Source organism: Viridibacillus sp. FSL R5-0888 (genome assembly GCF_038009105.1).
GTDB lineage: Bacteria > Bacillota > Bacilli > Bacillales_A > Planococcaceae > Viridibacillus > Viridibacillus arenosi.
Genome location: NZ_JBBPAU010000001.1, coordinates 3,763,884 through 3,788,651 on the forward strand (window position 1 = coordinate 3,763,884; position 24,768 = coordinate 3,788,651).

Annotated in this window: 17 protein-coding genes and 1 other annotated feature; of the genes, 3 read left to right on the top strand and 14 right to left on the bottom strand. The window is 34.8% G+C overall.

Going from position 1 to position 24,768, the window contains the following annotated elements; translation table 11 throughout:
- Positions 1 to 322: 322 nt before the first annotated feature.
- Entirely contained in the window at positions 323 to 910 is a 588-nt protein-coding gene (locus tag MKY02_RS18750) for a restriction endonuclease (RefSeq protein ID WP_038179818.1), read from the bottom strand.
- Positions 911 to 1,137: 227 nt separating this feature from the next.
- Positions 1,138 to 1,389: a binding site (T-box leader), on the top strand.
- A 68-nt stretch (positions 1,390 to 1,457) separates the two neighbouring features.
- Between MKY02_RS18750 and brnQ the strand changes: the two genes are divergently transcribed.
- Complete coding sequence (gene brnQ, locus MKY02_RS18755) at positions 1,458 to 2,783, top strand: branched-chain amino acid transport system II carrier protein (protein ID WP_340711606.1); 1,326 nt, start codon at positions 1,458 to 1,460, stop codon at positions 2,781 to 2,783.
- Between the two features lie 259 nt (positions 2,784 to 3,042).
- Here brnQ and MKY02_RS18760 read toward each other — a convergent pair whose 3' ends face one another.
- From MKY02_RS18760 to MKY02_RS18800, 9 genes are all read right to left on the bottom strand, one after another.
- Positions 3,043 to 4,017 (bottom strand): nuclease-related domain-containing protein, encoded by a 975-nt coding sequence (locus MKY02_RS18760; protein ID WP_081730013.1) that lies wholly within the window; start codon positions 4,015 to 4,017, stop codon positions 3,043 to 3,045.
- 515 nt (positions 4,018 to 4,532) lie between these two features.
- Entirely contained in the window at positions 4,533 to 5,228 is a 696-nt protein-coding gene (locus tag MKY02_RS18765; protein WP_038179824.1) for a YqjF family protein, read from the bottom strand.
- Positions 5,229 to 5,365: 137 nt separating this feature from the next.
- Positions 5,366 to 6,211, bottom strand: a complete 846-nt coding sequence (locus MKY02_RS18770; protein ID WP_340709316.1) for a ComEC/Rec2 family competence protein — start codon at positions 6,209 to 6,211, stop codon at positions 5,366 to 5,368.
- Positions 6,212 to 6,344: 133 nt separating this feature from the next.
- Positions 6,345 to 7,805, bottom strand: a complete 1,461-nt coding sequence (hpaB, locus tag MKY02_RS18775; RefSeq protein WP_038179826.1) for a 4-hydroxyphenylacetate 3-monooxygenase, oxygenase component — start codon at positions 7,803 to 7,805, stop codon at positions 6,345 to 6,347.
- A 671-nt stretch (positions 7,806 to 8,476) separates the two neighbouring features.
- The gene (locus MKY02_RS18780; protein ID WP_038179828.1) at positions 8,477 to 8,764 is read right to left on the bottom strand and encodes a hypothetical protein; all 288 of its coding nucleotides are present in this window, start codon (positions 8,762 to 8,764) and stop codon (positions 8,477 to 8,479) included.
- Positions 8,765 to 8,962: 198 nt separating this feature from the next.
- Positions 8,963 to 11,398, bottom strand: coding sequence for a hypothetical protein (locus MKY02_RS18785; RefSeq protein ID WP_076034145.1), 2,436 nt, complete (start codon positions 11,396 to 11,398; stop codon positions 8,963 to 8,965).
- A 268-nt stretch (positions 11,399 to 11,666) separates the two neighbouring features.
- Positions 11,667 to 13,469, bottom strand: coding sequence for an ABC transporter substrate-binding protein (locus tag MKY02_RS18790; protein WP_076034146.1), 1,803 nt, complete (start codon positions 13,467 to 13,469; stop codon positions 11,667 to 11,669).
- A 26-nt stretch (positions 13,470 to 13,495) separates the two neighbouring features.
- Positions 13,496 to 14,986 carry an ABC transporter permease gene (locus MKY02_RS18795; protein ID WP_340711607.1) on the bottom strand — a complete coding sequence of 497 codons (1,491 nt, stop codon included), beginning with the start codon at positions 14,984 to 14,986 and terminating at the stop codon, positions 13,496 to 13,498.
- A 13-nt stretch (positions 14,987 to 14,999) separates the two neighbouring features.
- Positions 15,000 to 16,238, bottom strand: a complete 1,239-nt coding sequence (locus MKY02_RS18800; RefSeq protein WP_235175676.1) for an ABC transporter permease — start codon at positions 16,236 to 16,238, stop codon at positions 15,000 to 15,002.
- A gap of 307 nt (positions 16,239 to 16,545) precedes the next feature.
- On the opposite strand from MKY02_RS18800, the gene MKY02_RS18805 reads away from it, so the two are divergent.
- Positions 16,546 to 18,273 carry an ABC transporter ATP-binding protein gene (locus tag MKY02_RS18805; RefSeq protein WP_076065597.1) on the top strand — a complete coding sequence of 576 codons (1,728 nt, stop codon included), beginning with the start codon at positions 16,546 to 16,548 and terminating at the stop codon, positions 18,271 to 18,273.
- Positions 18,274 to 19,000: 727 nt separating this feature from the next.
- Here the strand turns inward: MKY02_RS18805 and MKY02_RS18810 are convergent.
- From MKY02_RS18810 to MKY02_RS18825, 4 genes are all read right to left on the bottom strand, one after another.
- Positions 19,001 to 19,201 carry a hypothetical protein gene (locus tag MKY02_RS18810; RefSeq protein WP_038179848.1) on the bottom strand — a complete coding sequence of 67 codons (201 nt, stop codon included), beginning with the start codon at positions 19,199 to 19,201 and terminating at the stop codon, positions 19,001 to 19,003.
- Positions 19,202 to 19,280: 79 nt separating this feature from the next.
- The gene (locus MKY02_RS18815; protein ID WP_038179850.1) at positions 19,281 to 19,511 is read right to left on the bottom strand and encodes a hypothetical protein; all 231 of its coding nucleotides are present in this window, start codon (positions 19,509 to 19,511) and stop codon (positions 19,281 to 19,283) included.
- A gap of 207 nt (positions 19,512 to 19,718) precedes the next feature.
- The gene (locus MKY02_RS18820) at positions 19,719 to 22,016 is read right to left on the bottom strand and encodes a hypothetical protein (RefSeq protein ID WP_340711608.1); all 2,298 of its coding nucleotides are present in this window, start codon (positions 22,014 to 22,016) and stop codon (positions 19,719 to 19,721) included.
- 357 nt (positions 22,017 to 22,373) lie between these two features.
- A complete protein-coding gene (locus tag MKY02_RS18825; protein ID WP_340709318.1) occupies positions 22,374 to 23,741 on the bottom strand; it encodes a S41 family peptidase in 1,368 nt (455 codons plus the stop codon).
- Between the two features lie 287 nt (positions 23,742 to 24,028).
- Between MKY02_RS18825 and MKY02_RS18830 the strand changes: the two genes are divergently transcribed.
- A complete protein-coding gene (locus tag MKY02_RS18830) occupies positions 24,029 to 24,580 on the top strand; it encodes a hypothetical protein (protein ID WP_076034153.1) in 552 nt (183 codons plus the stop codon).
- Positions 24,581 to 24,768 lie beyond the last annotated feature (188 nt).

The window sequence follows — 24,768 nt, forward strand, 5'->3', positions numbered from 1 at the left end:
AATAGAAGAAACTCTAGTTTTTTACGCTCGACGTGTGATAATTCATGCGTCGAGTTTTTGTTTTACATAAAATTATTAATGATTAGGATTGCCCGAAATTTTTGTGAAGCGGAAAAATTATTATGATATTTCCGTTGTAATTTGTATTTAAAAATAAAAATAACTTGAGTAATAGTAACATTTGTACCATCGTTCAAGTTATTTTAGAATTATCCATTATTTAGTGTTCAGGATACTAATGTAATCAATGAGATTTCAACATATTATTATTTTCATAAAAAAATCCAATTTATTACAAACATATTTTATTGCGTAGATTGGATTAATCAGTCTTGAGCTCCAGTTTCACATTCCTATTTTTCATATCTAAACTCATCTTGATTAGTTCATCTCTTTCAATCATCCGGACATGATTCTTTTTTGCGAGTATTAAGGCTTGTTTTGTATATGTACTATTCGTAATTACCCAAGCTACTGTTGCATTGTACATCTTAATAGCTGGGATTATCTCCTGTACTGCTTTAACACCGACTGTTTGCTTATATCGCTTTGCTTGTACAACAATAACTTGCTGTTCTTTTTTTAATATTAGATCTGCTCCATAGTCTCCAGTTGCAGATGTATAGGACACTTTGTAGCCTTGGCTCTTAAATATTGTACCAACATATTCCTCAAATTGCCTTCCAGTCATCTTATCGATTTCTTGTATCCCAGATTCCTTCATCTTCTTGTTAAACCTAATAGACCTCCAAATCGAGAATATTATAATAACAATAATACATAATCCAACTGCAACAAAAACACCCGTCAAAGTGTTAGTAGTAAACCAGCCGATTATCGCCGCTATAAGTACTAAGAGTCCCATTAATTCATCAATCATTTTTTGTTCCTTTTTCGTACGATTCCGCATTAAAACCCCTCCCATTAAATCTATTAACAACCCACTCTAATATACCTATTATACCTTAAAATGTAATTTTATTATATTTAATAGTTACTATTTAACCACTAATTATTCTACAAACCTATAAATTAGATACATCCGTGTGTAATAGTACCTTAGCAATTCTCTGAACTATCTAATTCTTCGTTTTATATTGACAATTAAATTTTAAGCTGATAAGCTATAAAACATATCCAAATTCGATGAAGAGAATAAGTACGAATGGACACTTAATCTATAGAGAGTCGACGCTTGCTGAAAGTCGATGTTTAAGTCCTTTTCTGAAATCATCTCCGAGAAGCAAAATTGAACCTGATGTAAATTTTGCCGGCAAATCCTCCGTTACCTTGGGATCACGTATGATAGTACGGTGGCTGAGTGCTGGATTTTTTGTGAACACAAAATTCCGGAATTAGGGTGGTATCGCGAGTAATCTCGTCCCTTTTTATAGGGGCGAGTTTTTTTGTGCCTATTTTCACTGAATATGGATTACTATTTTGAAGGAGTGAATGAAATGAAAAAATCAACAACTTTATTTATTGGATTAATGTTATTCTCAATGTTCTTCGGAGCCGGTAATCTAATTTTCCCACCGTTTTTAGGCGCTAATGCAGGAACAAACTTTCCACTCGCAATTACTGGTTTTATCGTAACTGCTGTCGGTCTTCCTCTACTTGTATTAACAGCTCTATCTTTTGTTGAAGGAGGAGTACGTTCACTAGCAAGTCGCGTTCATCCTATTTTCGGAATCGTATTTACTATCATCGTATATTTATCAATCGGACCATTTCTTGCTATCCCACGTAATGCAACACTTGCATACGAAATGGGGTTAAAACCTTTTATATCTGATTCTCCTTTTGCGCTAATCGGCTTTACGGCTTTATTTTTCCTTTTAGTATTTTTAGTTAGCTTAAATCAAAGTAAAATGATGGATTTTATGGGCAAGATCATTACACCACTTCTTTTACTTAGCATGGTAATTTTAGTTGTAGTAGGTTTTGTTCGTTTACAAAATGGCGCATTAGCCCCTGCAACAACAGAGTATGCTCAATCTCCTTTCCTAAAAGGTTTTTTAGAAGGATATAACACAATGGATGCACTAGCTGCACTTGCGTTTGGTATTGTTATTTTGACTACATTAAAGCAACAAGGAGCTACTGAAGGTAAAATGCTTCGAAGAGAAATGCTGAAAGCGGGTCTTTTAGCCGGATCTTTACTTGCTGTTGTATATTGCTCACTAGGCTATATTGGTGTGAAAATGGCAGGAACAAGTACATTTGAAAACGGTAGCGACATTCTATCTTCTGCTTCCTATTTATTGTTCGGACAATGGGGCAACTTATTATTAGGTATTATTTTCGTTCTAGCTTGCTTTACTACATGTGTTGGATTGGTGTCTGCTTGTTCAAACTATTTCAATTCATTAGTTCCTAAATTTAGTTATAAGAAAATCTCTTTATTCTTTTCATTGATTGGTTTCGGGTTAGCTAATTTCGGACTTAGTACAATTTTATTGGTAAGCGTTCCTTTTTTAGTTGCTGCTTACTCATTAACAATTGTCTTGATCGTGATTTCTCTTTTCCATCCGTTATTCAAAGGTTCTTCGTATGTTTATATTTCAGCAATGGCACTTACTGGAATCGTTGCACTATATGACGGACTAAAAGCATTTGGCTTCACGTTTGGTGTAGTAGATAAATATATGAGCTATCTTCCATTTGCAGATCTTGGATTGGGATGGATTATTCCTGCTATTGTCGGGACTGCTATTGGATTTTGTCTATTCCTGTTTAAGGGCAAATCTCCGGTGAATGTTTCAAGGCCTGTTGGAAAGTGATTCTTTATAGTAGCGACTACCCGCAGTTCGTTGGGTAGTCTTTTTATTTGTAGAATTAATGGATTTGGGATGCAGAAAGTAGGTTGAGTATTGATTGTTGCGCTATCTTTGTTGTTTGTTGCGCTAAGTGCGCTGTTTGTTGCACTATCACAGTTTTTTGTTGCGCTAACTAGGCTGTTTGTTATTTAGCAGAATATTCACGGCTTTATGTTCAGTGTTTTTCTTGATTTTGTGCATGAAAAACCAGCTTTTGCTGGTTTTATTTTTTGAATAACGGTTGATTGTAATCATAGTGATTGACACGCGATTTTGTACTCCCTATTGAAGTTAAATTCATCTTTTTGAAGAGTCTTGATATTGTAAATTTATCTTCTATTTGTAGAAATTCTCTGCACTCTTTGTTTGTGATGGTAGGTTTAAACAGTTGAAACCAATCGAGCATAGTTTGCTCGAGGATGACTTGCTTCGGTGCTTTACAATTAGAGCAACACTGGCCTCTTCTAGATGAATACTCTAACAGTGCACCACATGGGCAGATCATGCCTGTGTTTAAACTTTCAGGTTGTAGGTTGTATTTGTGACATAGGGGAAAGGGATTGTAGGGCTTGATATGTGTCTTTAGTTGATTGCAAAGCAATCGGAATTCTTCAACGTTGAGTTTGTGTGGGAGAGAGTTAAGCTGTTCTAGAAAGATGGAGATTTCTTTGTTGAACAGTAATTGCACTTTTTTGGGGCGTTTTTTTATAAATGTGTTGGTATTTGGCATGACAATTTTATAGTAAATCGGGATTTCATATTTGTTATTTTGAAGCCAATATTTCAGGCTACATACTGCACGAATAATTTGACTTTGTGGACATTCGTATATTCGTTTTTCACCATTTACTATTTGGACTAACTGAAAAGGATTTTCGTGGAATCGTAATACACCTCGCATGTTTTTCACTTCTAATATGCAAATGTAGCTTGGAGTGATAATGAGCGAGTCTATTTGTACAAAGCGAAATTTTGAAACTTGTAATTCAACATTAGGAAAGTAGACATATGGCAGTTTAAAGTGAGTTTCTTGAACGAAATGGTCAACGCGCAATTCACCTTTATAGCCTGCTAAAATACGCTCGGTGTCTTGCCGTATACTGTTGATGACTTGATGATGCGTGTTCGGGACTCGATAAAGGAGCCGATTGAGTGCTTGAATTTGTAGCGGAACAGGTCTTGTAATAATGATGAAGATTCACTCCCTCTCAACTATAGTTAGATAGAATCTATCATAATATGGAAAATATTTCAATGGAGAGTTGGGGATTGTTGCGCTAATTCTGCTGTTTGTTGTGTTAAGTGCGTTGTTTGTTGTGCTAACTCATCTGTTTGTTGCGCTATCTCACCTCTTTGTTATTTAGCAGAATATTCACGTCCTACTTTGCCTCTTTTCTCCGTTTTGAGGTAGCTTATTAATGAGAAATTCTCTAGTTTCATCATGTTTTGGATAGTTGCCGATAATAGCTGTTATTTGAGGATTGGATCGCAGCCGATTTTGATCGCTGCTCGAATTTCTGGGATTGTTGTGCTAATTCGCCCCTTTGTTGCACTAACTCATCTATTTATTGCACTATCTTCATTGTTTGTTGCACTATTTCGGCCGTTTGTTGCACTATCTCAGTTGTTTGTTGCGCTAACTCCGCTGTTTGTTATTTAGCAGAATATTCACGGCTTTAGAGGCTTTAATTTCCCCCTAAAGACATAATGATTTTACGTTTCTTTAACTGGAGGGTAAAGGTAGGCCTTTTTCATTTTGGAGTAGTGAGCGATTGGATAATTCTCTTTGTCATCATATTTTATATAGGAAGCGATTGAATTTTCATGGATGGTATATGCGGCTTTTTGCAAAGTCCATGGAGTGTGGTCATTATCTATTCTGAGTAACTGGTCGTCTATTTTTGTCCAGCTGTGATAACGTTCGCTAAGCCAACATTCGAGTTGACTTCGTTCGATGGGCCCAGAAATTGGTTCATATGAAGCTATTAGTGTTTCGTAATTCGTTTCTATATGTTTACTTCTACTATATAAAGTAATTGCATTTTCGTTCTTTTTCAAAGTAATATTTGCTTGTCTAAAAGGCATAAAGTTTTTATAATTCACTAGCTTTGCGATTAGTTGATTATTGGCATCTATGCTTAAGAAATATACGCCAGCCTTTTCTTTATAAGTGACATATGTGCGGACATTTAATTCTAAAAAAGAACTGATACCAGGTATTGATGGTATAAACCTTGGGCGATTCTCTTTTACTTGAAAAAACACTAAACTGATCCATGCTTTATTGTTAAAGAGCTCGAGTTCTAGTTCTGATGGGATGTATTGACGTAAATCTTCAGCTGGAACTGGCCAATGTAGAAATAATATATCATGCCATTCTTGGGTTATGATCCATGATCTTTTGTTCATTTCATAACTCCTTTCAATAACTTCACAATGCTTATTATTCCCTTTGATGAATACATTCAAACGAGTAAAAAAAACCTAAACTCTGGAGAGCTGAGGTTTTTTTATGTGAAGCACATAGTTTAAGTTTTAAGTCCTTGTTATTGTTGCATACTAATCGAAGTACCATCACTTTTAACATATACGGTTCCGTTTCTTGTGACAAAAACTTTCGTTCCTAATTTCTCCAAGGCGCTAACTGTTTTAGCTCTTTTCCTTCCACTGGTGATGACAGCGAATTTTGGATTCACCATGCTGTAAAATTCCAATGTATTATCTTCAAATTTCCCATGATGTGGGACTTTTAAAAATGTATGCTCAACTACGCTATGTTTCATTATTTCATCCATGCGTTCTTCTTCTGCATCTGCTGTTAATAAAAAGCTGTTGCTTCCATGCTGTACGCTTACTATAAGTGAATAATCATTTTCTATTTTGTATTTACTTTTTTGAGGTGGGTATACTGTGAATTCAGCGGTACCGGCTGTAAAGGAATACGTAGAGGTTAAAGCTTTAGGAGTGATGTGATTTGCTGTAATGGCATGTTTGTACTCTAGATACTGTATACTGCTACGCTTATAATTAGGCGTAATAATTTCTTGGACGTCTACACTATTGATGATTGTATCTGCCCCACCAACATGATCTTTATCAAAATGAGTCAAAATGAGGTAGTCAATTTTTTCTATATTATGCTTTTCTAAATACGCGACAATTTTTTTACCATGCTTGTCTTCTCCAGTATCAATCAATATCGTTTTGCCACCGGACATTAAAAGCATGCTGTCCGCTTTCCCAATTTGAAAAATCGTCATATCTAATAATGTTGTCTCACTACTTGCAGCTGTTTTCGTGTGGAAAGAGGGGCAACCTATTAAAGTCAGAATGATCAGCACTGCTATGTACTGAAACATCAATCTTTTGCTTTTGGACAAATACTGATTCATATCACCACTCCCCTTTTTTCTTCGAATTAATGTACGTGTAGTATCCTCTAAATGAGTTGAATTATGACGTGAAAAAATCCCCTTATCTAATGATGAGGAGATTTTCGTTATTACTATTGGGACTATTCGTACATTAAAGATTATTTAGCTGATTGGTATTAGAATTCAATACTTCCTGTACTCTTTGTACATATGGATTCTTATCATACGTAAAATATAACTGACTAGAGAGCCTAACGGGATCACCAAAGAACAGTCTTTCATATAGTGTTTGTCGTGTGCCGAAAGAGCTCATAGTCATATCCCAAGCTAGACGGAATATTTTAACGCGATTTTCTGCAGTGTCAGCCTTCGATTGCAAATATTGATCTAAATCTTTTCTTATACTTGATTGGAATGAATTTTCAGTTGGGATTGACATTAACCCGCTTGCTCCCAAGATTTGAATGATTTCAGCAAATCTCGGATAGACCTTAGGAAATACATTTATAGATATTTGTAACGTTGTACGATCTGGTCTCATAACACCCGATTCATCCAACTTGGCTTCTGCTTCTGATTTCATGACCAGTGCTTTCATTGTTTCCAATGCAACAATAATTTCAGAAGCCTTTTCTTGAACATGTAGGTATTCACCGATATTAATGGTATCGATAATTGATTGAACTACTCCCAAAACAAATTCAGTTTTTATAATCTGTCTACATGCTACTTGATGCAATGCGAAAGGTTGGAAAGCACTAGCCATCATAAAGTTATTAGAAACATCCAAATTGTTATAGTAAAAAACGCGCTCCCAAGGAACTAATACATTATCAAATACCACAATCGTATCCATTTCATCATAACGAGAACTTAATGGGTAATTAAATGTTGAATCTCCCCCAACAAAAGACTCTCTGCATAGAAATTTCAATCCTTTAGTGTTACTTGGTATCGAAAAGGCAAATCCCTTTTCCTCCTCCAATATTCCAGCAGCCGACATCACTAATAATTCTTCAGTAATGCCACCCTGTGTTGCTAGCAACCGTGCACCTTTTACAATAATACCTTCATCGTTACTATCTATTACTCTTGCAGCAATAGGCTCTGTTGTAGCCTCCAAATAATATTGCCCTCTATTTACCTGAGGGTCCACAAATGTATGTGTTATCGATATATCATTTTCTCGTGCATACTCATAGAACCCTCTTAAATTTTCAGGAAAGCAGTTTTCTTTCCCTTCTAAAAATTGAGCAGATGATGCAAACGCCATTAACGTTGTATTCATATAATCTGGACTTCTGCCCATCATTCCATTATTTGATTTTGCCCATTGTTGAATCATTTCTCGTCTTTTAGCTAAATCCGCTTTCGTTTTAGGTTGTAGATAAGACAGACCTACTGGGTTTCCAGTAGATGGTGATGGATATGTGAGGATACTTTTTAATAAATTATCATGTTGCATCTCATATAATGACGCCTGACTTTTCATGATTCCCTTGAAAGCAGGGTGCTCGGAAATATTACCTGTCACTTGCTTACCATCAACCCAAACATTTGTTTTCAGCTTGTTAATTCGGTCAATATATTGTTTGCCGGTTATTGCTGTCATACGCACACTCCTAAATTATACTCGCTAATGGTGAAATAGCTGTATGGTTATATACATTCAACTATTTCTTTAGTCATATTTTATGAATATGACCTAACTATTGTTACTGTCCGGTTAAGGAACTCCTAATTTCAATAACTTAATAAGGAAAAAACTATTCAAAGTAAAATTATCCTCAACAAAAAAGTCCCCTAAACCGAAGTTATGGGGACCATTTGGATGTTGTGTCCAAATTAGTTATATTGTTGTCCAACACGTTCTACTTTATATCCATCTAAACCTTTTACTTCATAATCACCTAGGTATATCATTTTATCATCTGTATATACCGCTACTTCTTCCTCAAGTTTGTTTTAACTCTTGTTTTTTTATCATTATAAATTATCACGAACAAAAAACTATCAGATTTATAAATACCTATATATATCCCGAATACTGTATAAACAACTTTTATATACCACTTACCATATTCGATAAACATTCATTTAAAAAGCAAAAAACCCCCTAATAGAGTATGTGGAGGTTTACTTTTTAATGATTCTATTTTTTTTACATTCTTTTTCACTAATTACATAGCCTTATTATTCTTGCAGTCAGTTTATGTATTAGTAATCGTATAATTTTAATAATGGAAACTTATCATTTCCACACAAGTAGATTGAATGTTTGTCCTACTTTTCGCTTTTTCTTCGTCTTGTAATAAAATGATGGTGGGTTTTAAACCCTTTCCATTCTTTCATATGCATATGTAAGTCTTTTCGTTGAAGTCTCGTTTCAGTTGTTTCCATATCAAAAGTAGAATTGGTCTTCATAGTGTCATCAACAATAAATATTACCGGGAATTGAAATAATTTTCGAACTAAATATATCATTCTCTGCTCATTTCGATCTGCCTCAATTATATGGACTGTTATTTCACTAAAATCGATTATTTCTTCCCCTTGATAATAGTACTTCACTTCTCCCATCTCCTTTTTAGAAATTTTATCCCCTCTCTTAATTTATCATAAATAGTAAAAAATAACTATTCAATATATATATTTTTTTAGTTTCGCTATATAAAGTAGGCATAATGTTATTGTTCCGTTATGATTTTAATTGCCTGAAAATAAAACCCTCCAAACCTTAGTTTGAAGGGCTTGCTTGTAGTTGATTGATTATTTTAATTCATTGTATTTTACATTGAATTCTTTTTCTAAATCTGATTGATTAGCGTAGCCTGCTCCGGCTGGGCGCTTTTCTAGTACGAATTTTGCAACTGCAGTTCTATTCGTAACACTCAGTCTTGATAATTTCACATTTAAAGAATCCATTTCGTATAAAGCAGCAAGCATACCATCTATATCTGTTACACTATTGGCTCTTTCAAAAGCAGTTGCTAGATCTAAAACATTTAAAGTAGCCGTAGCAGGTACAATGAGACTATCCGAAGAAATCGCTTCGATATTCACCACATCTGCAAGATTTGATTTAAGCGTAAATGTGATGCTTCCGTTGTTCCCCATTGTTAATAATTGACTGTTATCTGCACTTCCAGGCGTAATAACTTTATTTATACCGTTTGATAGGATCACCGTAGCAAATGTTGACTTAAATTCAAACGTAACTGTACTGCCGACTTTAGGTGCATATGGTAGGCCGTTTTGATCTACAGTTTGATAATTTAGTGTCACTGGCATTTCCGCTGAAATTGAAGTTACATCCTCACCATTTGCATTGACGAATTTCATACTAGCTATGCTTACAATTGCTTCGTTAAAGTAAGTAAGTGGTGCTGTTTGTTGTAAATCACCATCATCTAGTTGGCCAGTTCCCGCATTTGAAGCATTATCGATAAATACTGTTGGAATAATATAAGAATCTACTTTTCTATTAATTACTGTAAATGCTACAGTACCTTTTTTATCCGTTACTAATGTGTAATTACCGTATCTATCTGGCGTTATTAGTTTATTGTCTTGGAAAATATAAGCTGTTTCTGCGTCGCCTTTTAATGCTACTTTAACAGGAATTTTAGCGGGTGCTTTATTGCCTGCTAAGTCCGTTATCGTTGCTACATATTGGCGGCCACCAAAGTTTGCCGCATATGTATTACCAACTACAACATTTTTGACTGTCGAAACGTTTGAAGCATTCTCTGTTCCAAGCGCTTCAACATTTAAGATCATCGAATGCTTAATGTCAAACTTAACTGTTGATCCTTTTGCTTGTAGTTCTGCCGCATCTAATCTTTCTAACGAATCATTACCATTCGCAAATACTATCGGTGTTACAGATGTACTAGCACCTGTAATTGTAAAAGTTCCTTCACCTTTAGCATTAACATACACTTTTGCTCCCGCTTGAGTCGTTGCAGTTTGATAAGGTGTTGTCTTATTACTCTCTACAATCTGTGCTTTGCGATTAATCTTATCTGATGTTACATTCAAGTTTTCGGCAAATGTAACATTGACGTATTTACCTTTTGTATCACTTGATACATCTACTGGATTGACGTTCACTTTATATACTTTTTTAGAATTATTGGCTACTGTAGATTCCTTTGTCACATCCGTAATTCTTAAACGTTCAGAGTCACCCCAATAGACTTTTGTTTCGGATGATTTCACGCCAGAGTTTACCGATGAATATGCATATACAGAATCTTGAGTAAAGACATGCTGTATGTAACTATATTTGGCTACACCATTTTCGTCTGTCAGAACTTCGACAGTTGTTTTTTTACTTGTATCCGCTGCATTTCCAATAGTAAAAGTTACTGGAATATAAGATTTTGACTGACCATTCTCTACGTCTACTTGTGCCTCAACTGTTACTTGAGCACCTAAAATTCCTTGAAGGGAAGCATTTTTTAGTGAAACCTTTGTTGGCATTACTGCAGAGACTCCTACAAATTCTGGTTGTTTAACGCCATCAAGTGCTACTGTATACTTTCTGCCAGCTTGTTGTGCGGATGTTGTTAATACAACCACTTTGTCATCAGTTGCTTTAATCGCAGCGTTTGTCACGATTAAACCTTCAATGACAAAACGTCCAGCAGTAATTTCGCTAACCTTTTGTGCATTTTCAAATGTGACTTCAATCGTTGTGTTATTAATCACTTTCACTGCATTAACTGTAGTTGAAACGACAAATCCGTTTTTATATAGTTTTTTAGTACCTTGATAAAGAACTACACCATTTGCCACAGTACCTTTTACATACAGTTTTCCAGAAGCGCTTTCAATGCCTGTGAATTCTTTACCATTTTGATATAATTTCTTTCCGAATAATCCATTCCCTTTTTTCCCTGCATTGTAATATACGTTTTTATAGAGACCTGTTCCTTTTATCCCTGCTTTGTAATACGTTTTTTTATAAAGTCCCGTAAATTTTTTACCGTCTTTGTATAATACACCTTTGAAAGATTTATAACCTTTAACAGCTTTACCTGTGTTCACTGAAACTAATTTACCTTTTGTAATTGTGACAGTCGCAGATTTAGCGAACGCTGTATTGGTATCTTCCGTTACTGCAAATGATCCTGTTAATATCGCGGCTCCGATAGCGAAAGAAGCTACAGGCTTAACGAACTTTAATCTAAATTTCCCCATTTCTAAAATCCTCCTTAATAGATATCACACACTACTTTCCATTAGGAATAGTATATCAAAATACCCAATAATAGTATAATAAAGGTATTTTTAAAAATTCATGGGTTTTAAATTTAGGATTGATGTTAGATTGTATAAAAATCATATAAATGTGATGCCAATTTTATCTTTCAAGCATTTTACTAATATTTATATCAATATACTATTGAAGACAAATTTAAAATCCCCTAACCAAAAAGATTAGGGGATGATTTGTTAAGTGAAATTGTTACTTCTCACTTTGGTATTCTTTTAATAATTCTTTTGCTTTGTTGTTATCTGCCTCTAGTTTTAAACCAGTTTCTACAAGAGGGCTCAACGTTGAAACAGCGTTCATTTTGTTGCCTTGGTAGAAGTTTTTAATTTCTTCTTGATTAATCGAATACAAGATTGATTGGCGTAATGCTACACTCTTAGACACATCACGGTCTTTCATATTAAAAGCAAGATATGCGACACCATTACTCTTGTTTTGTTGCAATGTAAGTTTGTCGTCTTTCTTCACGATATCGTATTTACTTTCTGGAACGCCATTTAAAATATGAATTTCACCGTTACGTAATGCAGACAATGCGCTTTCTGGATCTTGAATAAATTTCACTGTTATTGTTGAAATTTTAGGTTCATATTCTGTGCCTTTCATGTAAGCAGGGTTTTTCACAAATTTCGCTTCGTAATCATTTTTAGAAACTAAGATGTAAGGTCCGCTTGCATAAAGAGCATTATTGTAGTCTTTTCCTTCAGTGATTGTTTTTTGATCACCATACGCGATATCTTTGTTAACATCATATTTTGCTACATCATACGTGTTAATACTTTCAACTTGTTTCTTAGAAACGATACCAGCAGATTGATGTGCTAAGTAATTTAGTACTTGTGGGAATGGCTTTTCAGTCGTTACTTTAACAATTTGATATGCGCCAGAGCCGTTATTTGCTTTTGTTTTATCTGTTACTAATGTTGAAATCTTTTTATCTAAACCTTTTTCTAATTGTTCACGAACAGTCGATTGACCATCTGTTGTTTTTACATCTAATTCTTTTAAGTCGCTTACGATAGAAATGTCTTTCATGCTTTCATGAAGACTATACGTACGGTGGTCAGGTACTGAGTTTTTATCTTTAGCTCGATCAAGTGAGAATTTTACATCCTCTGCTCCAACGCGCTCACCTGAGTCAACTGCTTTTTTGTCTTTAACTGATGCGAATTGAATGTCATCACGTAATAAGAAGTAATAATCTTTACTGCCATCTGCAATCGCGTGATTTAATGACAATGAGCCATCTGATACAACTTCATCATCATCCGTTAAATTCACCAAGCGTACATACATATTTGTATTTAATGTATTGATAGAACCGTCATTTCCTTTAATCGGATCTAACGAAGTTAATGCACTGATTCCTTGTTGAGCAAGTAAAGGTTGTGATGCGTTTTTAGCCTTATCTTTGAATGATATTGCTTCCCAAACTGCTGCTCTAGATTTTGGTAAGCGTAAAGTTTTTTCATCAATTACTTGGTTGTTAACGCCTTGTGCTTTATATGAAGTATAAAGTGGGGCAATATAAGCTTTATCGAACACTACTAACTGTTCTAATTCTTTATATGTTTGTGTGTATTCTTCTTTTAATTGCGTACTTGCTTTCTCTACTAATTTATCTGCTTCTTCATCGGCAAATAAAGTATTGTCACCGTCAGAGGTAAATAATGAACGAACAGCGTAATCAGGGTTACCTGTTACAGTTGTCCAGCCAGTTAACGCTAAATCGTAGTTGCCGGCATCTTTTTGCGCAGTGAAACTACCGTAATCAGGTTGAATGTTTAACTTCACATTAAATCCATTCTTTGTAAGTTGGTCACGCAAAATATTTAAATCATCTTCACCTGTGCTCATGCCTAAAATTTCAATAGACGTATTTTTTGTCTCTGAAGATGGTTTTGATTCATCTTTTTTAACATCGGATTTTGTATTAACACATCCTGCTAAAACGAGTACTACTGCCGCTAAAAAAAGTACTAATTTCTTTTTCATTTGAATTCCTCCATACATAATATTTATCAATCCAATTTTGGATCTAAAGCATCTCTTAACCCGTCCCCTAAGAAGTTAAAGGAAAGTACTAATAAAATAATGGCTATCCCTGGGAAAATCGCTAAATAAGGGTTGGTTTCAAGATACATGCTTCCTACTTTTAAAATATTGCCCCACTCTGGAATATGTGGTTCCACGCCTAAACCTAAAAAGCTTAGACTGCTTGTAGCAATCACTGCTCCCCCTATAGTTAGGGTTGCTTTGACAATCATCGGTGCAAATGAATTGGGTACTACTTGTTTAAAGATGATTTTCCAATCTTCTTCCCCTAATGCCTTTGCAGCCTCTACAAACTCTAAATTGGATACCATCATGACATTTGCACGCATTGTTCTTGCATAGGTAGGAATGGATCCTACACTTAAGGCGATGATTAAATTGACTGTATTTGCACCAAATGCGGCAATAATAGCAATCGCTAGTAAGATACCAGGAACCGCATACAGAACGTCTAAAATACGCATGATGACGTTATCAATTGACTTGTTGTAATAGCCAGCAACAGCACCTAGGAATCCACCAATAACTAATGGAATAAGTGTTGATACTACACCAACAATTAATGAAATACGTGCGCCATAAATAATTCGGGAAAATACATCTCGCCCGAAATTATCCGTGCCAAATGGATTAGCTAAACTTGGCTCTAATAACATAGATTCATAATTGTTTTCTACAGCAAATTCATAAACAAATGTACCGTAGCTAGCAATTGAAATAGCAAATGTGAAAATTACAAATAGTAAGCCTAGCATTGCTGTAAAATTCTTTGTGATTTTAGACCAGATCTTATTCCACTTATCAATCGTGGACATATCTCGATTTGTACTTTTTAATAACACGCTATACCCTAAAATAAACCCAAATATATTTCCAGAAAACCCTGTAATGATTAAAGCAATACCTAACCATTTAAATGCAGGTTTAATATGACGGTCCGTATCCAGCTTGCCGAAGATCACTACAGCTACGACATCAAAGATGATTAATAAAATAAATACAGCCATTGAAAGTAAAAACATATCTGAGACATATGGTTTAAATAGATTTAATAATGACACAGAAACAATTAACAATTGAGTCAGCAACATATAGTAAGAAAGCGTATATTCAATAGAAGCTTTGCGACGTAACATTCGGAAGGCGAAGGTTGTCGTAAAAACGTTTCCCACTAAAATAGTTAGTAAGTTTACTGCACTCATTAACCTTGTTCTTTTTTGAATATCCCCCGTATTTAGTAAATCTCTTTTCATACAAACTAGAATAATAGTTTGCCAACATGCTATTACTAAATAAGCAATTGTCAAAGAGCCCCAAACTTTGTTCCATGTTCCCTCTGTAACATCAAAGGCATTCACTAGAAAAACAAGTACTAGTGCAATTGAAATAACTAAAACAAAGAGTGCATGTTTATACTCTTGCGATCGTTTTAAAGCAAAATCCTGTTGTATTGTCATTTCATACACCTCGTTAAGTATTTTTCATTTGCGATCGAATTCTTGGATTTAAGAAAGCATATAGAATATCAACTGCTAAATTTACAATCGAAATCGTGATAGCAATGTAGACAACTCCCCCTAATATAGAAGGAATATCTGGAACGAATTGTTTATCTACGATATAACTGCCTAAACCACTAATATTAAATACTTTCTCTGTTACTGCTGCTCCGCCTAGCATGCCACCAAATTGCAGTCCGATAATTGTAATAATAGGAATGATTGCATTACGTAAAGCATGGTTGATAAATACTCGACTTGGCTTTAAACCCTTCGCCTTCGCAGTCACAATATACTCTTCGTTCACTACTTCTAAAATGGAGGATCTAGTCATTCGCGCAATAGACGCTGTTAACCCTGTCCCTAATACAATTACAGGCATTATGATTGATAACCAATCACCTGGAGAATACGTAGCTGGTAGTATGTGCCACTTTATTGAAAAGTTCAAAATGAACACAAGTCCTTGCCAAAAGTTAGGAATAGATAACCCGATTAAGGCGATAAACATAAAGCTATAATCCCAAAATGAATTGGGCTTCGCTGCCGATATCATCCCAACTGGAATCGCTATTACTATAGCCATTAATAATGACCAAAACGCGATCGTTAGTGTGACAGGGAATTTGTTTGCAATGCTTGCCATTACATCTTCATTGCCTGTATAGGAATAGCCTAAATCTAACGTCAGAATCCCTTTTGTCGCATCCCATAACTGCACCCAGTACGATTGATCTAACCCATATCTATGATCAAACTCTGCTCGCTGCTCAGCTGTTGCTGATTCTCCTAAAATATTTGCTGCTGGATCAGCAGGAGAAAAATGCAAAATAGAGAATACAAAGATGGTAACCGATATAATTACAAAAATAGTCATCACTAATCGTTCGAAAATATAGCGAACGAGCGGCCTAGCATAAATCATTAAGAACAAATACATAAGAATACCTGGTATAAAACTCACAATAACAAAGTTTCTATTTTGTAAGCATTTTGCAAAGAAATGCTGATAATTTGTATTGCTTTGATCAGTTGTTTCTAATTCAGCTTGCGCCATTTTCAACACACTTTCATTTGCAAGCTTTGTCGCTTCCTCCTGCATTTCTTGTTGATGGATGGGTTCATCGAAATATAGCTTTTTACTTCGATATTGTTCCTCATATCGATGAATCAGTTCACTATATGTAGAAGATTTTTTTATCTTTTCCATATGCTCAAATAGCATTTGCTGATATTGCGTGCTCTTATATTTTGTTTTATAAATGCACCACATGACGATATGAACTGGTAAACCTAACAAAAATATTATGTACTTATAAAAAAGGAGAGAGCTTAGATTGCTATAAACATTCTCTAAACTGCCTTTTATCCGTTCATTTTTTATTTTCAGAAAAATCACTCCTTTAATCTTGATTATTCCTAGTAATTTAGTATACTATTAGAAACAAAGTATAAATTTTATCGTATTAGAAGTCAACATAATTATTTTAAATTTTCAGTAAATGAGGAATTATTATATGGATAGTATTTTAAAGGTTGATAACTTACATATTTCATTTGTCTCAAATCACGAAGTTTTTGAAGCGGTTAAAGGAGTTTCTTTTGAATTACATAAAGGAGAGACTTTAGGAATTGTCGGTGAATCTGGTTCTGGAAAAAGTGTTACTGCACGATCCATTATGCGTTTACTTCCATCTCCACCCGCTTTAATGACTGACGGCTCTATTGAATTCTCAGGAGAAACGATTTCTAATTTTACTGATCACGAAATGGAAGCAGTTCGCGGAAAAGAGATTAGCATGATCTTCCAAGATCCAATGACATCTCTGAATCCAACGATTAAAGTTGGCAAGCAAATAGATGAAATCCTCACAAAGCATCAGCAACTTACTTCTAAAGAAGCGAAAAACAGATCAATTGAAATGCTGCAACTTGTAGGAATAAAAAATGCTGAAGAACGTTACAATCAATATCCACATGAATTTTCTGGGGGAATGCGTCAACGTGCCATGATCGCTATGGCTCTCGCTTGCCAACCAAAACTACTCATTGCTGATGAGCCAACTACTGCGCTAGATGTAACTATACAAGCTCAAATACTGCGCTTAATGAAAAAAATGCAACAGCAATTTGGTACTTCAATTATTTTAATCACACATGATTTAGGTGTTGTTGCCGGTATGTGTGACCGTGTCGTCGTTATGAAAGAAGGCCAAATTGTTGAATCAAATACGACTGAGGAGCTTTTCGCTTCTCCTCAACATCCATATACCAAGAAGTTATTGAATGCACTTCCCCGTATGGATGAAAAGAAAAAACCTAAAGAGAAGCTACATTTACCAGCAGATATTAACCCTGATAAACCACTGATTGAAGTACAAGATTTGAATCAGGTATTTCCACTTGGAAGTGGTCGTACTTTAAAAGCTGTAGATTCCATTAGCTTTTCAATCCAACCTGGAGAAACATTAGGTCTTGTTGGTGAATCTGGTTCCGGAAAATCGACTACTGGGCGATTGTTATTACAGCTACAAAAAGCTACACATGGGGAAATTTTATACAAAGGTATGGCTATTAATCGATTAAATAAGAAGGAAATGAAACAGCTGCGCAAAGAGATTCAGATTATTTTCCAAGACCCTTATGCCTCTTTGAACCCGCGCATGAAGGTGTTGGATATTATAGGTCAGTCTTTGGATATTCATCAATTATGTAAAACAAAAGCTGAACGACTTGCACGTGTAGAGGAATTGTTAGAACTAGTTGGCTTACAAAAAGAACATGCGATGCGCTATCCACATGAATTCTCTGGCGGGCAACGTCAAAGAATTGGTATTGCGCGAGCTTTAGCTGTTAATCCAAAATTTATCGTTTGTGATGAGCCACTATCTGCACTCGATGTTTCTATTCAGGCTCAGGTTGTCGATTTACTTAAGGATTTGCAAGCAAAGCTTGGCTTAACGTATTTGTTTATCGCACATGATTTGTCGATGGTAAAGCATATTAGTGACCGCGTTGCCGTGATGAATGCAGGGAAAATTATTGAACTCGCAGACAGTGAAGAGCTTTATAGCAACCCGATTCATCCGTATACGAAATCATTATTAGCTGCTGTACCCGTTCCTGACCCTTCTATTGAATCAAAGAAATTAAAAAAAGAAGCAGTAGAAGTACAAAATTATGATTTCAGCCAAAGTACTTTGCAGGAGGTTAATCCTGGTCATTGGGTACTTTCAAGTAACTAACACTTTATAAAAATACGTGGCCATATAAATGTATGGCTACGTTTTTTATTGTGCTTTCTTGCTAAAGGGAAAATATTTAAAAATGAATCATCTTACTATTAGAGTTTAAATACTCTTGGAATAATAAATTTATAAAGTACATTATTTGTTGTATAGAAATAGATAAGACCGTTGATTTCCGCTACGGTGGACGCTTTCCGCGGTCGGGCGCCAAGTCGCTTCGTCGCTACGCTCCTGCAGGGTCTTGGACTGTCCCGCTTTTCCCGCAGGAGTCGCCACCTTCGCTCCAATCAACTACACATGTAATATAAATAAATCTTTAATGTTATAGAAAATAATAACAAATATTAAAAGAGATTAAATTGAAATGATTGCTTTGTATCCGCTAGTACTTTAAGAACATCTTACGGGGAAAATTGAGGATACTCTGGATAACCTTAAAGGTCTAAAAAAGTGTCCATGCAGGAAATGCTTACTTTTGTTGCTATGAATTTAAAGAAATTCGCCAATCGGACTTGGCAAAGTCTAAAAACGGTATAAAAGTTAATACTCTAACAGTATTTTATCTATAATAGAGAATTTTAAATAACCAAAATATATAAAATAAAAAAAGACATTTAGGATGTGAGCATTTTGAATGCCTTTTGTCGACAACCTGAAATCCCTAACCTCTAAACAGATTAGGGATTTCAGTGTACCTATTGTTTAATCTATCATGGTTTCACAATTAATTTGGAAACTGGTTTTGATTTTTGCTTTTTACTTCCTCACTATTCGTATCACTATACTTTGCCGTACCTAATCCGCCAGTTTTTGCAAGCACTGCTTTTATTTCATTGTAAGACAAACCGAACTCTGCATTTTTTCTTTTTACTTCATCAATATCTGTTCCAGCAGACGTAAAATTGCCCCCGTTGTTATTATCCATAAAGACACCTCCATTTTGGTATGCCTTTATGTTCCCTCAAGGACAGATTATTATGAGTGAAATGTATGGATCGCTGAAGTCAGTTTACCGTTTTTTTACTCTTGTCGATTCTGTGATATTCGGAAATTTGAATTACCCGAACATTACTTGTATGTAACTCATGATAGATACCTCTACTATCCGTAAACGTTACATACTGTTCTCTCTCACTTTGAATTAGTGCTTCCGCTTTTTCTTGAGATTCCACATGGATAAACCTTCTAATGTAATGCTCTTCATCAAAGAAGTACGTTATTTTGAATTCTTTCATAATTGTTCTTCTCCTCAAGTGTTTTTCCTTATTATTAAATTTTTATTTTTTACTTCTTCTCTAGGTTATCCAGAATGAAACACTTAACTCCATTTTCTGTTGTTTTATTGGCTATTTTTCTATTTTAACAACATCTATCAGTCTTTTTGATTGGAAAAACAGTTAAAAAGTTAAGGTTAGCAAATACTAATTTTCTTTTCGAATGGTTCAATCTATTTTTGCATATCCTTCATCTATTTTTTTCTTTATTATATCTAAACGTTTTTGTAATTCTTTTTTTACTACTACATCTTTTATCTTATCTATGAAGAACTCTGCATCCTTAACTTCTGTTGAACATTGATCTAATACATCTTTATCGGCATTTTCCCAATTAATATTTTCTAATGTTGTAATTATTTTTCCTGCGTTTACTTGTGCTTTATTCTCAGTTGCTCTTAATTCCTCTATTTTTTTGTCTAATTCATCAAGTCGTTTTTTTTCATTAGATAGTTTCGCTTGCGCTTCTTGTGATAACTTTCCATATGCTTCTAACGCAGCTTTCACTTCAGCTTCATTTTCAATCCCAACATTTTCTACAGTTAATGCTAGTGCTTTTGCATGTGCTTCATGAAAAACTTTTACAGCTGCTGTCACTTCAGATTCTGCTTTATAGCGATTTATTTCGTTTTTTTGCGCTGCTAAATTTGCAAGATTTGCAAAATCAGCTTCTGTCGCACCTTTTGCTATTGCTGCTTTTACTGCTGTGTCTGCTGCATTATATTGTGTTTCTGCTTTTTCTAACTTTGTTGCATCATCAATTGAGTTGTTTGTCAAGAATGTGAGAGCTCCTAATTTTGTTGTTGCATCTTTAATCGCTGCTTTTTTCACTTCTTCGTAGCGATTAATTTCTTTTCCTTGCGCTTCTAAATTTGAATAGTTCGAACCGAAATCTGATACTGTTGCACCTTTCGCTCTTGCGGCATCTACTGCTGTTTTTGCTGCATCATATTGTAATTTAGCCGTTGTTAAATTGCTTGCAGAATGAATTGAATTATCAGCAGTATATTCAAGTCTTGCTAATTCATTTGTTGCTTTTGTAATTGCCGCTTCTTTTGCTTCATAGCGGTCAATCTCCACTTTTTGATCTGCTAATTTCCAATAATTCGTTCCAAAATCTGAAGTTGCTGCACCTTTCGCTCTTGCGGCATCTACTGCTGTTTTTGCTGCATCATATTGTAATTTAGCCGTTGTTAAATTGCTTGCAGAACGAATTGAATTAACAGCCGTATATTCAAGTCTTGCTAATTCATATGTTGCTTTTGTAATTGCCGCTTCTTTTGCTTCATAGCGGTCAATCTCCACTTTTTGATCTGCTAATTTCCAATAATTCGTTCCAAAATCTGAAGTTGCTGCACCTTTCGCTCTTGCGGCATCTACTGCTGTTTTTGCTGCATCATATTGTAATTTAGCCGTTGTTAAATTGCTTGCAGAACGAATTGAATTAACAGCCGTATATTCAAGTCTTGCTAATTCATATGTTGCTTTATTAATCGCTACTTCTTTCGTATCTCTTCCTTCATAACGGTCAATTTCTCTCCACTGCGCTGCTAATTTCCAATAATTTACACCAAATTCTGACGTTACTGCTCCTCTCGCTACTGCGACATCAACTGCAACTTTTGCTTCGTTATATTGCCTTCTAGCATCTACTAAATTTGTTACATGATTAATTGTGTACACTTCATAAAATTTTAAAGCTTCTAATTTAGCTATCGCTTCGTTTATGACAGCATAATAACTACCTGGACCTGAATTTATAGTACCCGTTTGTCTTCCGTTATCTACTATAATTATTTGTCCACCTGGTATTGTAATCGTACCGTTTGCCACTCTTTTTCCGGCGTACCATAAACCATTGTATTGGATCACACCTTCATTTAATCTTGCACCATTGTACAAATCGCCCTCGAATATTCTAAGTACTGTATTCAATGCACCATTAATGTATAAATATCCAGTGTTCGGGTGAAGTCCTGTAAATGCCGTCCCATTTAAGTAAAATACGCCTTCATACGTACCATTTGCTTTTTTGCCATTTGAATAATATATGTCTACTACTAAACCTGTATAGGCTTTACCCTTTAAGTAGTAAGTCCCTTTATATGTGCCCGTTGCCTTTTTTCCATTTTTATAGTAAATCCCGCTTGCTATACCTGAATAAATTTTACCTTTTAAATAATATCTTTCTTTATATATACCAGTTGCCTTTTTTCCTTTTTTGTAATAAGTATTGCCTTTTGTACCAGTGAATAACTCTCCGTTTTTATATACTTTTCCTTTATAAGTAACCGTGCCTTTTACTACTTTTTTAGTAGCTTTAAAAACTAATATTCCATTATAAATTTTGTAATTTGTTGCCGCTGAGGCATCTTCAGCTCCACCTACTACTGCACCTGTAATAATTGCCGCTCCTAACGATAATGATAGTAACGGTTTAATAAATCTCAAATTATACTTTCCCATTCTAATATCCCCCACTTTTCAACTACACATTATTTGAAAGCATACAACCAATCAACATTGACCAAATACGGTATTTTATGAATTGGCGAATGCAAAAATGCCTAATGTGTATATAATCATGTTCAAGGTTTAAATTAGATTGGAATTTAATCAGAATAGAATAATATTTGTTTATCCAGATTTTCAAAGTTACCCTGTTAGGCTTTAATGTTGTTTATTAGTTAGTAACAATAGTCCATATGAACTTTCAATAGTATTATGTATAGTTTGTTACAACAAAAAAACGTAGTCAGAGAAGACTGGCCATATTTAGCACATGTCTTTTCGACTACATATTTTAAAATGGTTAAGGTTGGCTTAGTTTGCAACCTTCATCTCGGCAAAGGCACCTGGAGATTTTTTTGTTTTGCTTTTTAAGACAACATAATATCTCGTGCCAGGTTTTAGCTTATCATTAGGTATTAGCTTCAATTGTTTGTTTGATGTTTTTTTAACTTTAATAGATTGTTGTTTCCCACCAATTTGCAGTAAAGATACTTTAGCATTTTCCATTGTGCTCCATTTCATCTTCGTACTACTTTTGATGGTGATTGTTTTCTGAGTTGCTTTTTGGCTAATGCTTGAGAGCTTGTTATAATCTTTCATTTGTTGTTTTAAGAAATCGCGATGGCTGTATTCTATTTCTTTACCAACTGGTGTTTTAACATTTGGGGTGATACCTTTTTTCTGTATTTTGGTGTAGTTTGGGCCCATGAATTCTCCGATGGTTAGTTTTAACTGGCTACCATCCTTTAAAGAAAATACTTGCTGCATAACACCTTTACCATATGTTGTTTGTCCGTATAATTTGGCTGCTTTTTGATCTTTTAGTGATGCTACTGTCATTTCAGAAGCGCTCGCAGAGTTGGCATCCATAGTAATTGATACGGGTGCATTCCATCTAATCTTTTGCTTTATCGGCTCTGTGTAGTAAGTTTCACTATCCTTATATTTAAACAAATAAGCTACTTGTGCTTTTGGAAATAAACCAATTACTTCTTCAGCTGCAGTAATGTAACCACCGCCATTACTTCTTAAGTCAAAAATCCAGCCTTTCATACCAGGCATTGATTTAATAGCCTTTTGAATTTCTTTGCTACTATTCTCCGCATAACTATTAAGACGTATGTACCCAATGTTACCCGCTAGTTTTTCGGTCTCAACATTAGGTATGTTGATGACTTTACGGATTAACGTTTTCGTAAATGTACTGTTTGTTTTTGAGCGATATATGGTTAAAGTTACTTTGGTATTTTCTTTTCCCGTAATAAGCCCAATAGTTGTTTGAACTGCTTCTCCCGCCAAATTCTTACCATCGACTGCCTTGATAATATCTCCTGCAAGTATGCCCCCGTTAGCTGCGGGCCCCCCTTTAATAGCCGAGATAATTTTCAATCCATTAGTATGTTCTTCAATCGTTACACCGATTCCGACTAACTTCATATCAATCGAATTTGTAAAATCCTTATATTCCTCTTTGGTCATATAAACGGAATACGGATCAAGCTGTTTTGTTAAATCTCCGATTGAAGTACTATTTAACACTGATTCCGATACATTTGGATAATAGTATTTCTTCACTAACTGCTTCACTTCATCCAGTGGTTCTGCTGCATAAGCAACCGATGTCGTAAAGAAAACGCATAAGGCAATAAGGCTCAATACATAAATCCGTAGTTTCTTCATGGTATCCCTCTTATACTAGTAAGTTTATTATTTATTTTACCATTATATTGAAACTGATGATAGTTATGTAATATTAATATTCTACGACATTTCACAATACACTATGTTAATGTGGATTTGCTTGAGTAATGGAACTAAACACTAACAGAAAACAAACTGTTATGATGATACGGAAATCGATAGCTTTATTTAAATACAAAGACCAATAAATACCTTTTTTGACGTTCGAAGTCCAATATTATAAAATAAAAAAATACATATATTTCACAATAAAGGGAGTGATAACTATGAAATTTCTTACGCGTTTTCTATGTGCTTTTGTACTGCTCTTTTCAATAATTGCAGTTGTAGTACCAACTAATTCCCATGCGCAGAGCATTAAAGTAAACAAGTCATTTAAAAGTGCTGCAAAAAAAGGCAAACTTCTTGGTAATAAAGGCTATGTCGGTATGACTTATAAAGAATTGAAGAAAACGGTACCTGGTAAAGCTATTATTGCCGAATCTGTAAATGTCTATAATGCTAAAAGAGGCGGTACTATGTATGGATTTGAACAATATAATCCACATACTGGTTCAATCTCGTTTAAAGTTAAAAATACTGATGATGTCGAGTACATTTCTAACAGTTATTCTGGTAAATTAACGCACAAACAAATGATAAAGTATTTTGGTCATCCTGTTGGTAATCGTACATATGGTACCAAAAACAAGCTTTATAAATCAGGTGTCTATTATATTGGCTTCCGTAGCTATAAATCGGGTAAAGGTTATATAACAGATATCGCGATTGGTACACGCGATATGATGGATTTAGCTGCATATTTTAATGGATACTAGTATCAAATAAAAATAGTTGAATATAAAGTGAGTTTTAAAAAAAGTGAAAGAATACTTAAAGAGCCAGCGATTTGCACATAGATCGCTGGCTCTTTAGATTTACTAGCAGAAGGACTAAAACTTAAGAAAGAAGGTATTTAATCGTTCAATAAAAAACGTAGCTATAAAAGACTAGGTAACTTCACCCT

Bases quoted from the DNA above. Each gene is read 5' to 3' on its own strand.
- MKY02_RS18765 (WP_038179824.1), bottom strand. From the start codon at position 5,228: ATGAACAAAAGATCATGGATCATAACCCAAGAATGGCATGATATATTA.
- MKY02_RS18750 (WP_038179818.1), bottom strand. From the start codon at position 910: ATGCGGAATCGTACGAAAAAGGAACAAAAAATGATTGATGAATTAATG.
- MKY02_RS18770 (WP_340709316.1), bottom strand. From the start codon at position 6,211: ATGAATCAGTATTTGTCCAAAAGCAAAAGATTGATGTTTCAGTACATA.
- MKY02_RS18815 (WP_038179850.1), bottom strand. From the start codon at position 19,511: ATGAAAGAATTCAAAATAACGTACTTCTTTGATGAAGAGCATTACATT.
- MKY02_RS18805 (WP_076065597.1), top strand. From the start codon at position 16,546: ATGGATAGTATTTTAAAGGTTGATAACTTACATATTTCATTTGTCTCA.
- MKY02_RS18810 (WP_038179848.1), bottom strand. From the start codon at position 19,201: ATGGATAATAACAACGGGGGCAATTTTACGTCTGCTGGAACAGATATT.
- MKY02_RS18785 (WP_076034145.1), bottom strand. From the start codon at position 11,398: ATGGGGAAATTTAGATTAAAGTTCGTTAAGCCTGTAGCTTCTTTCGCT.
- MKY02_RS18830 (WP_076034153.1), top strand. From the start codon at position 24,029: ATGAAATTTCTTACGCGTTTTCTATGTGCTTTTGTACTGCTCTTTTCA.
- MKY02_RS18790 (WP_076034146.1), bottom strand. From the start codon at position 13,469: ATGAAAAAGAAATTAGTACTTTTTTTAGCGGCAGTAGTACTCGTTTTA.
- MKY02_RS18800 (WP_235175676.1), bottom strand. From the start codon at position 16,238: ATGGAAAAGATAAAAAAATCTTCTACATATAGTGAACTGATTCATCGA.
- MKY02_RS18795 (WP_340711607.1), bottom strand. From the start codon at position 14,986: ATGACAATACAACAGGATTTTGCTTTAAAACGATCGCAAGAGTATAAA.
- brnQ (WP_340711606.1), top strand. From the start codon at position 1,458: ATGAAAAAATCAACAACTTTATTTATTGGATTAATGTTATTCTCAATG.
- MKY02_RS18825 (WP_340709318.1), bottom strand. From the start codon at position 23,741: ATGAAGAAACTACGGATTTATGTATTGAGCCTTATTGCCTTATGCGTT.
- hpaB (WP_038179826.1), bottom strand. From the start codon at position 7,805: ATGACAGCAATAACCGGCAAACAATATATTGACCGAATTAACAAGCTG.
- MKY02_RS18820 (WP_340711608.1), bottom strand. From the start codon at position 22,016: ATGGGAAAGTATAATTTGAGATTTATTAAACCGTTACTATCATTATCG.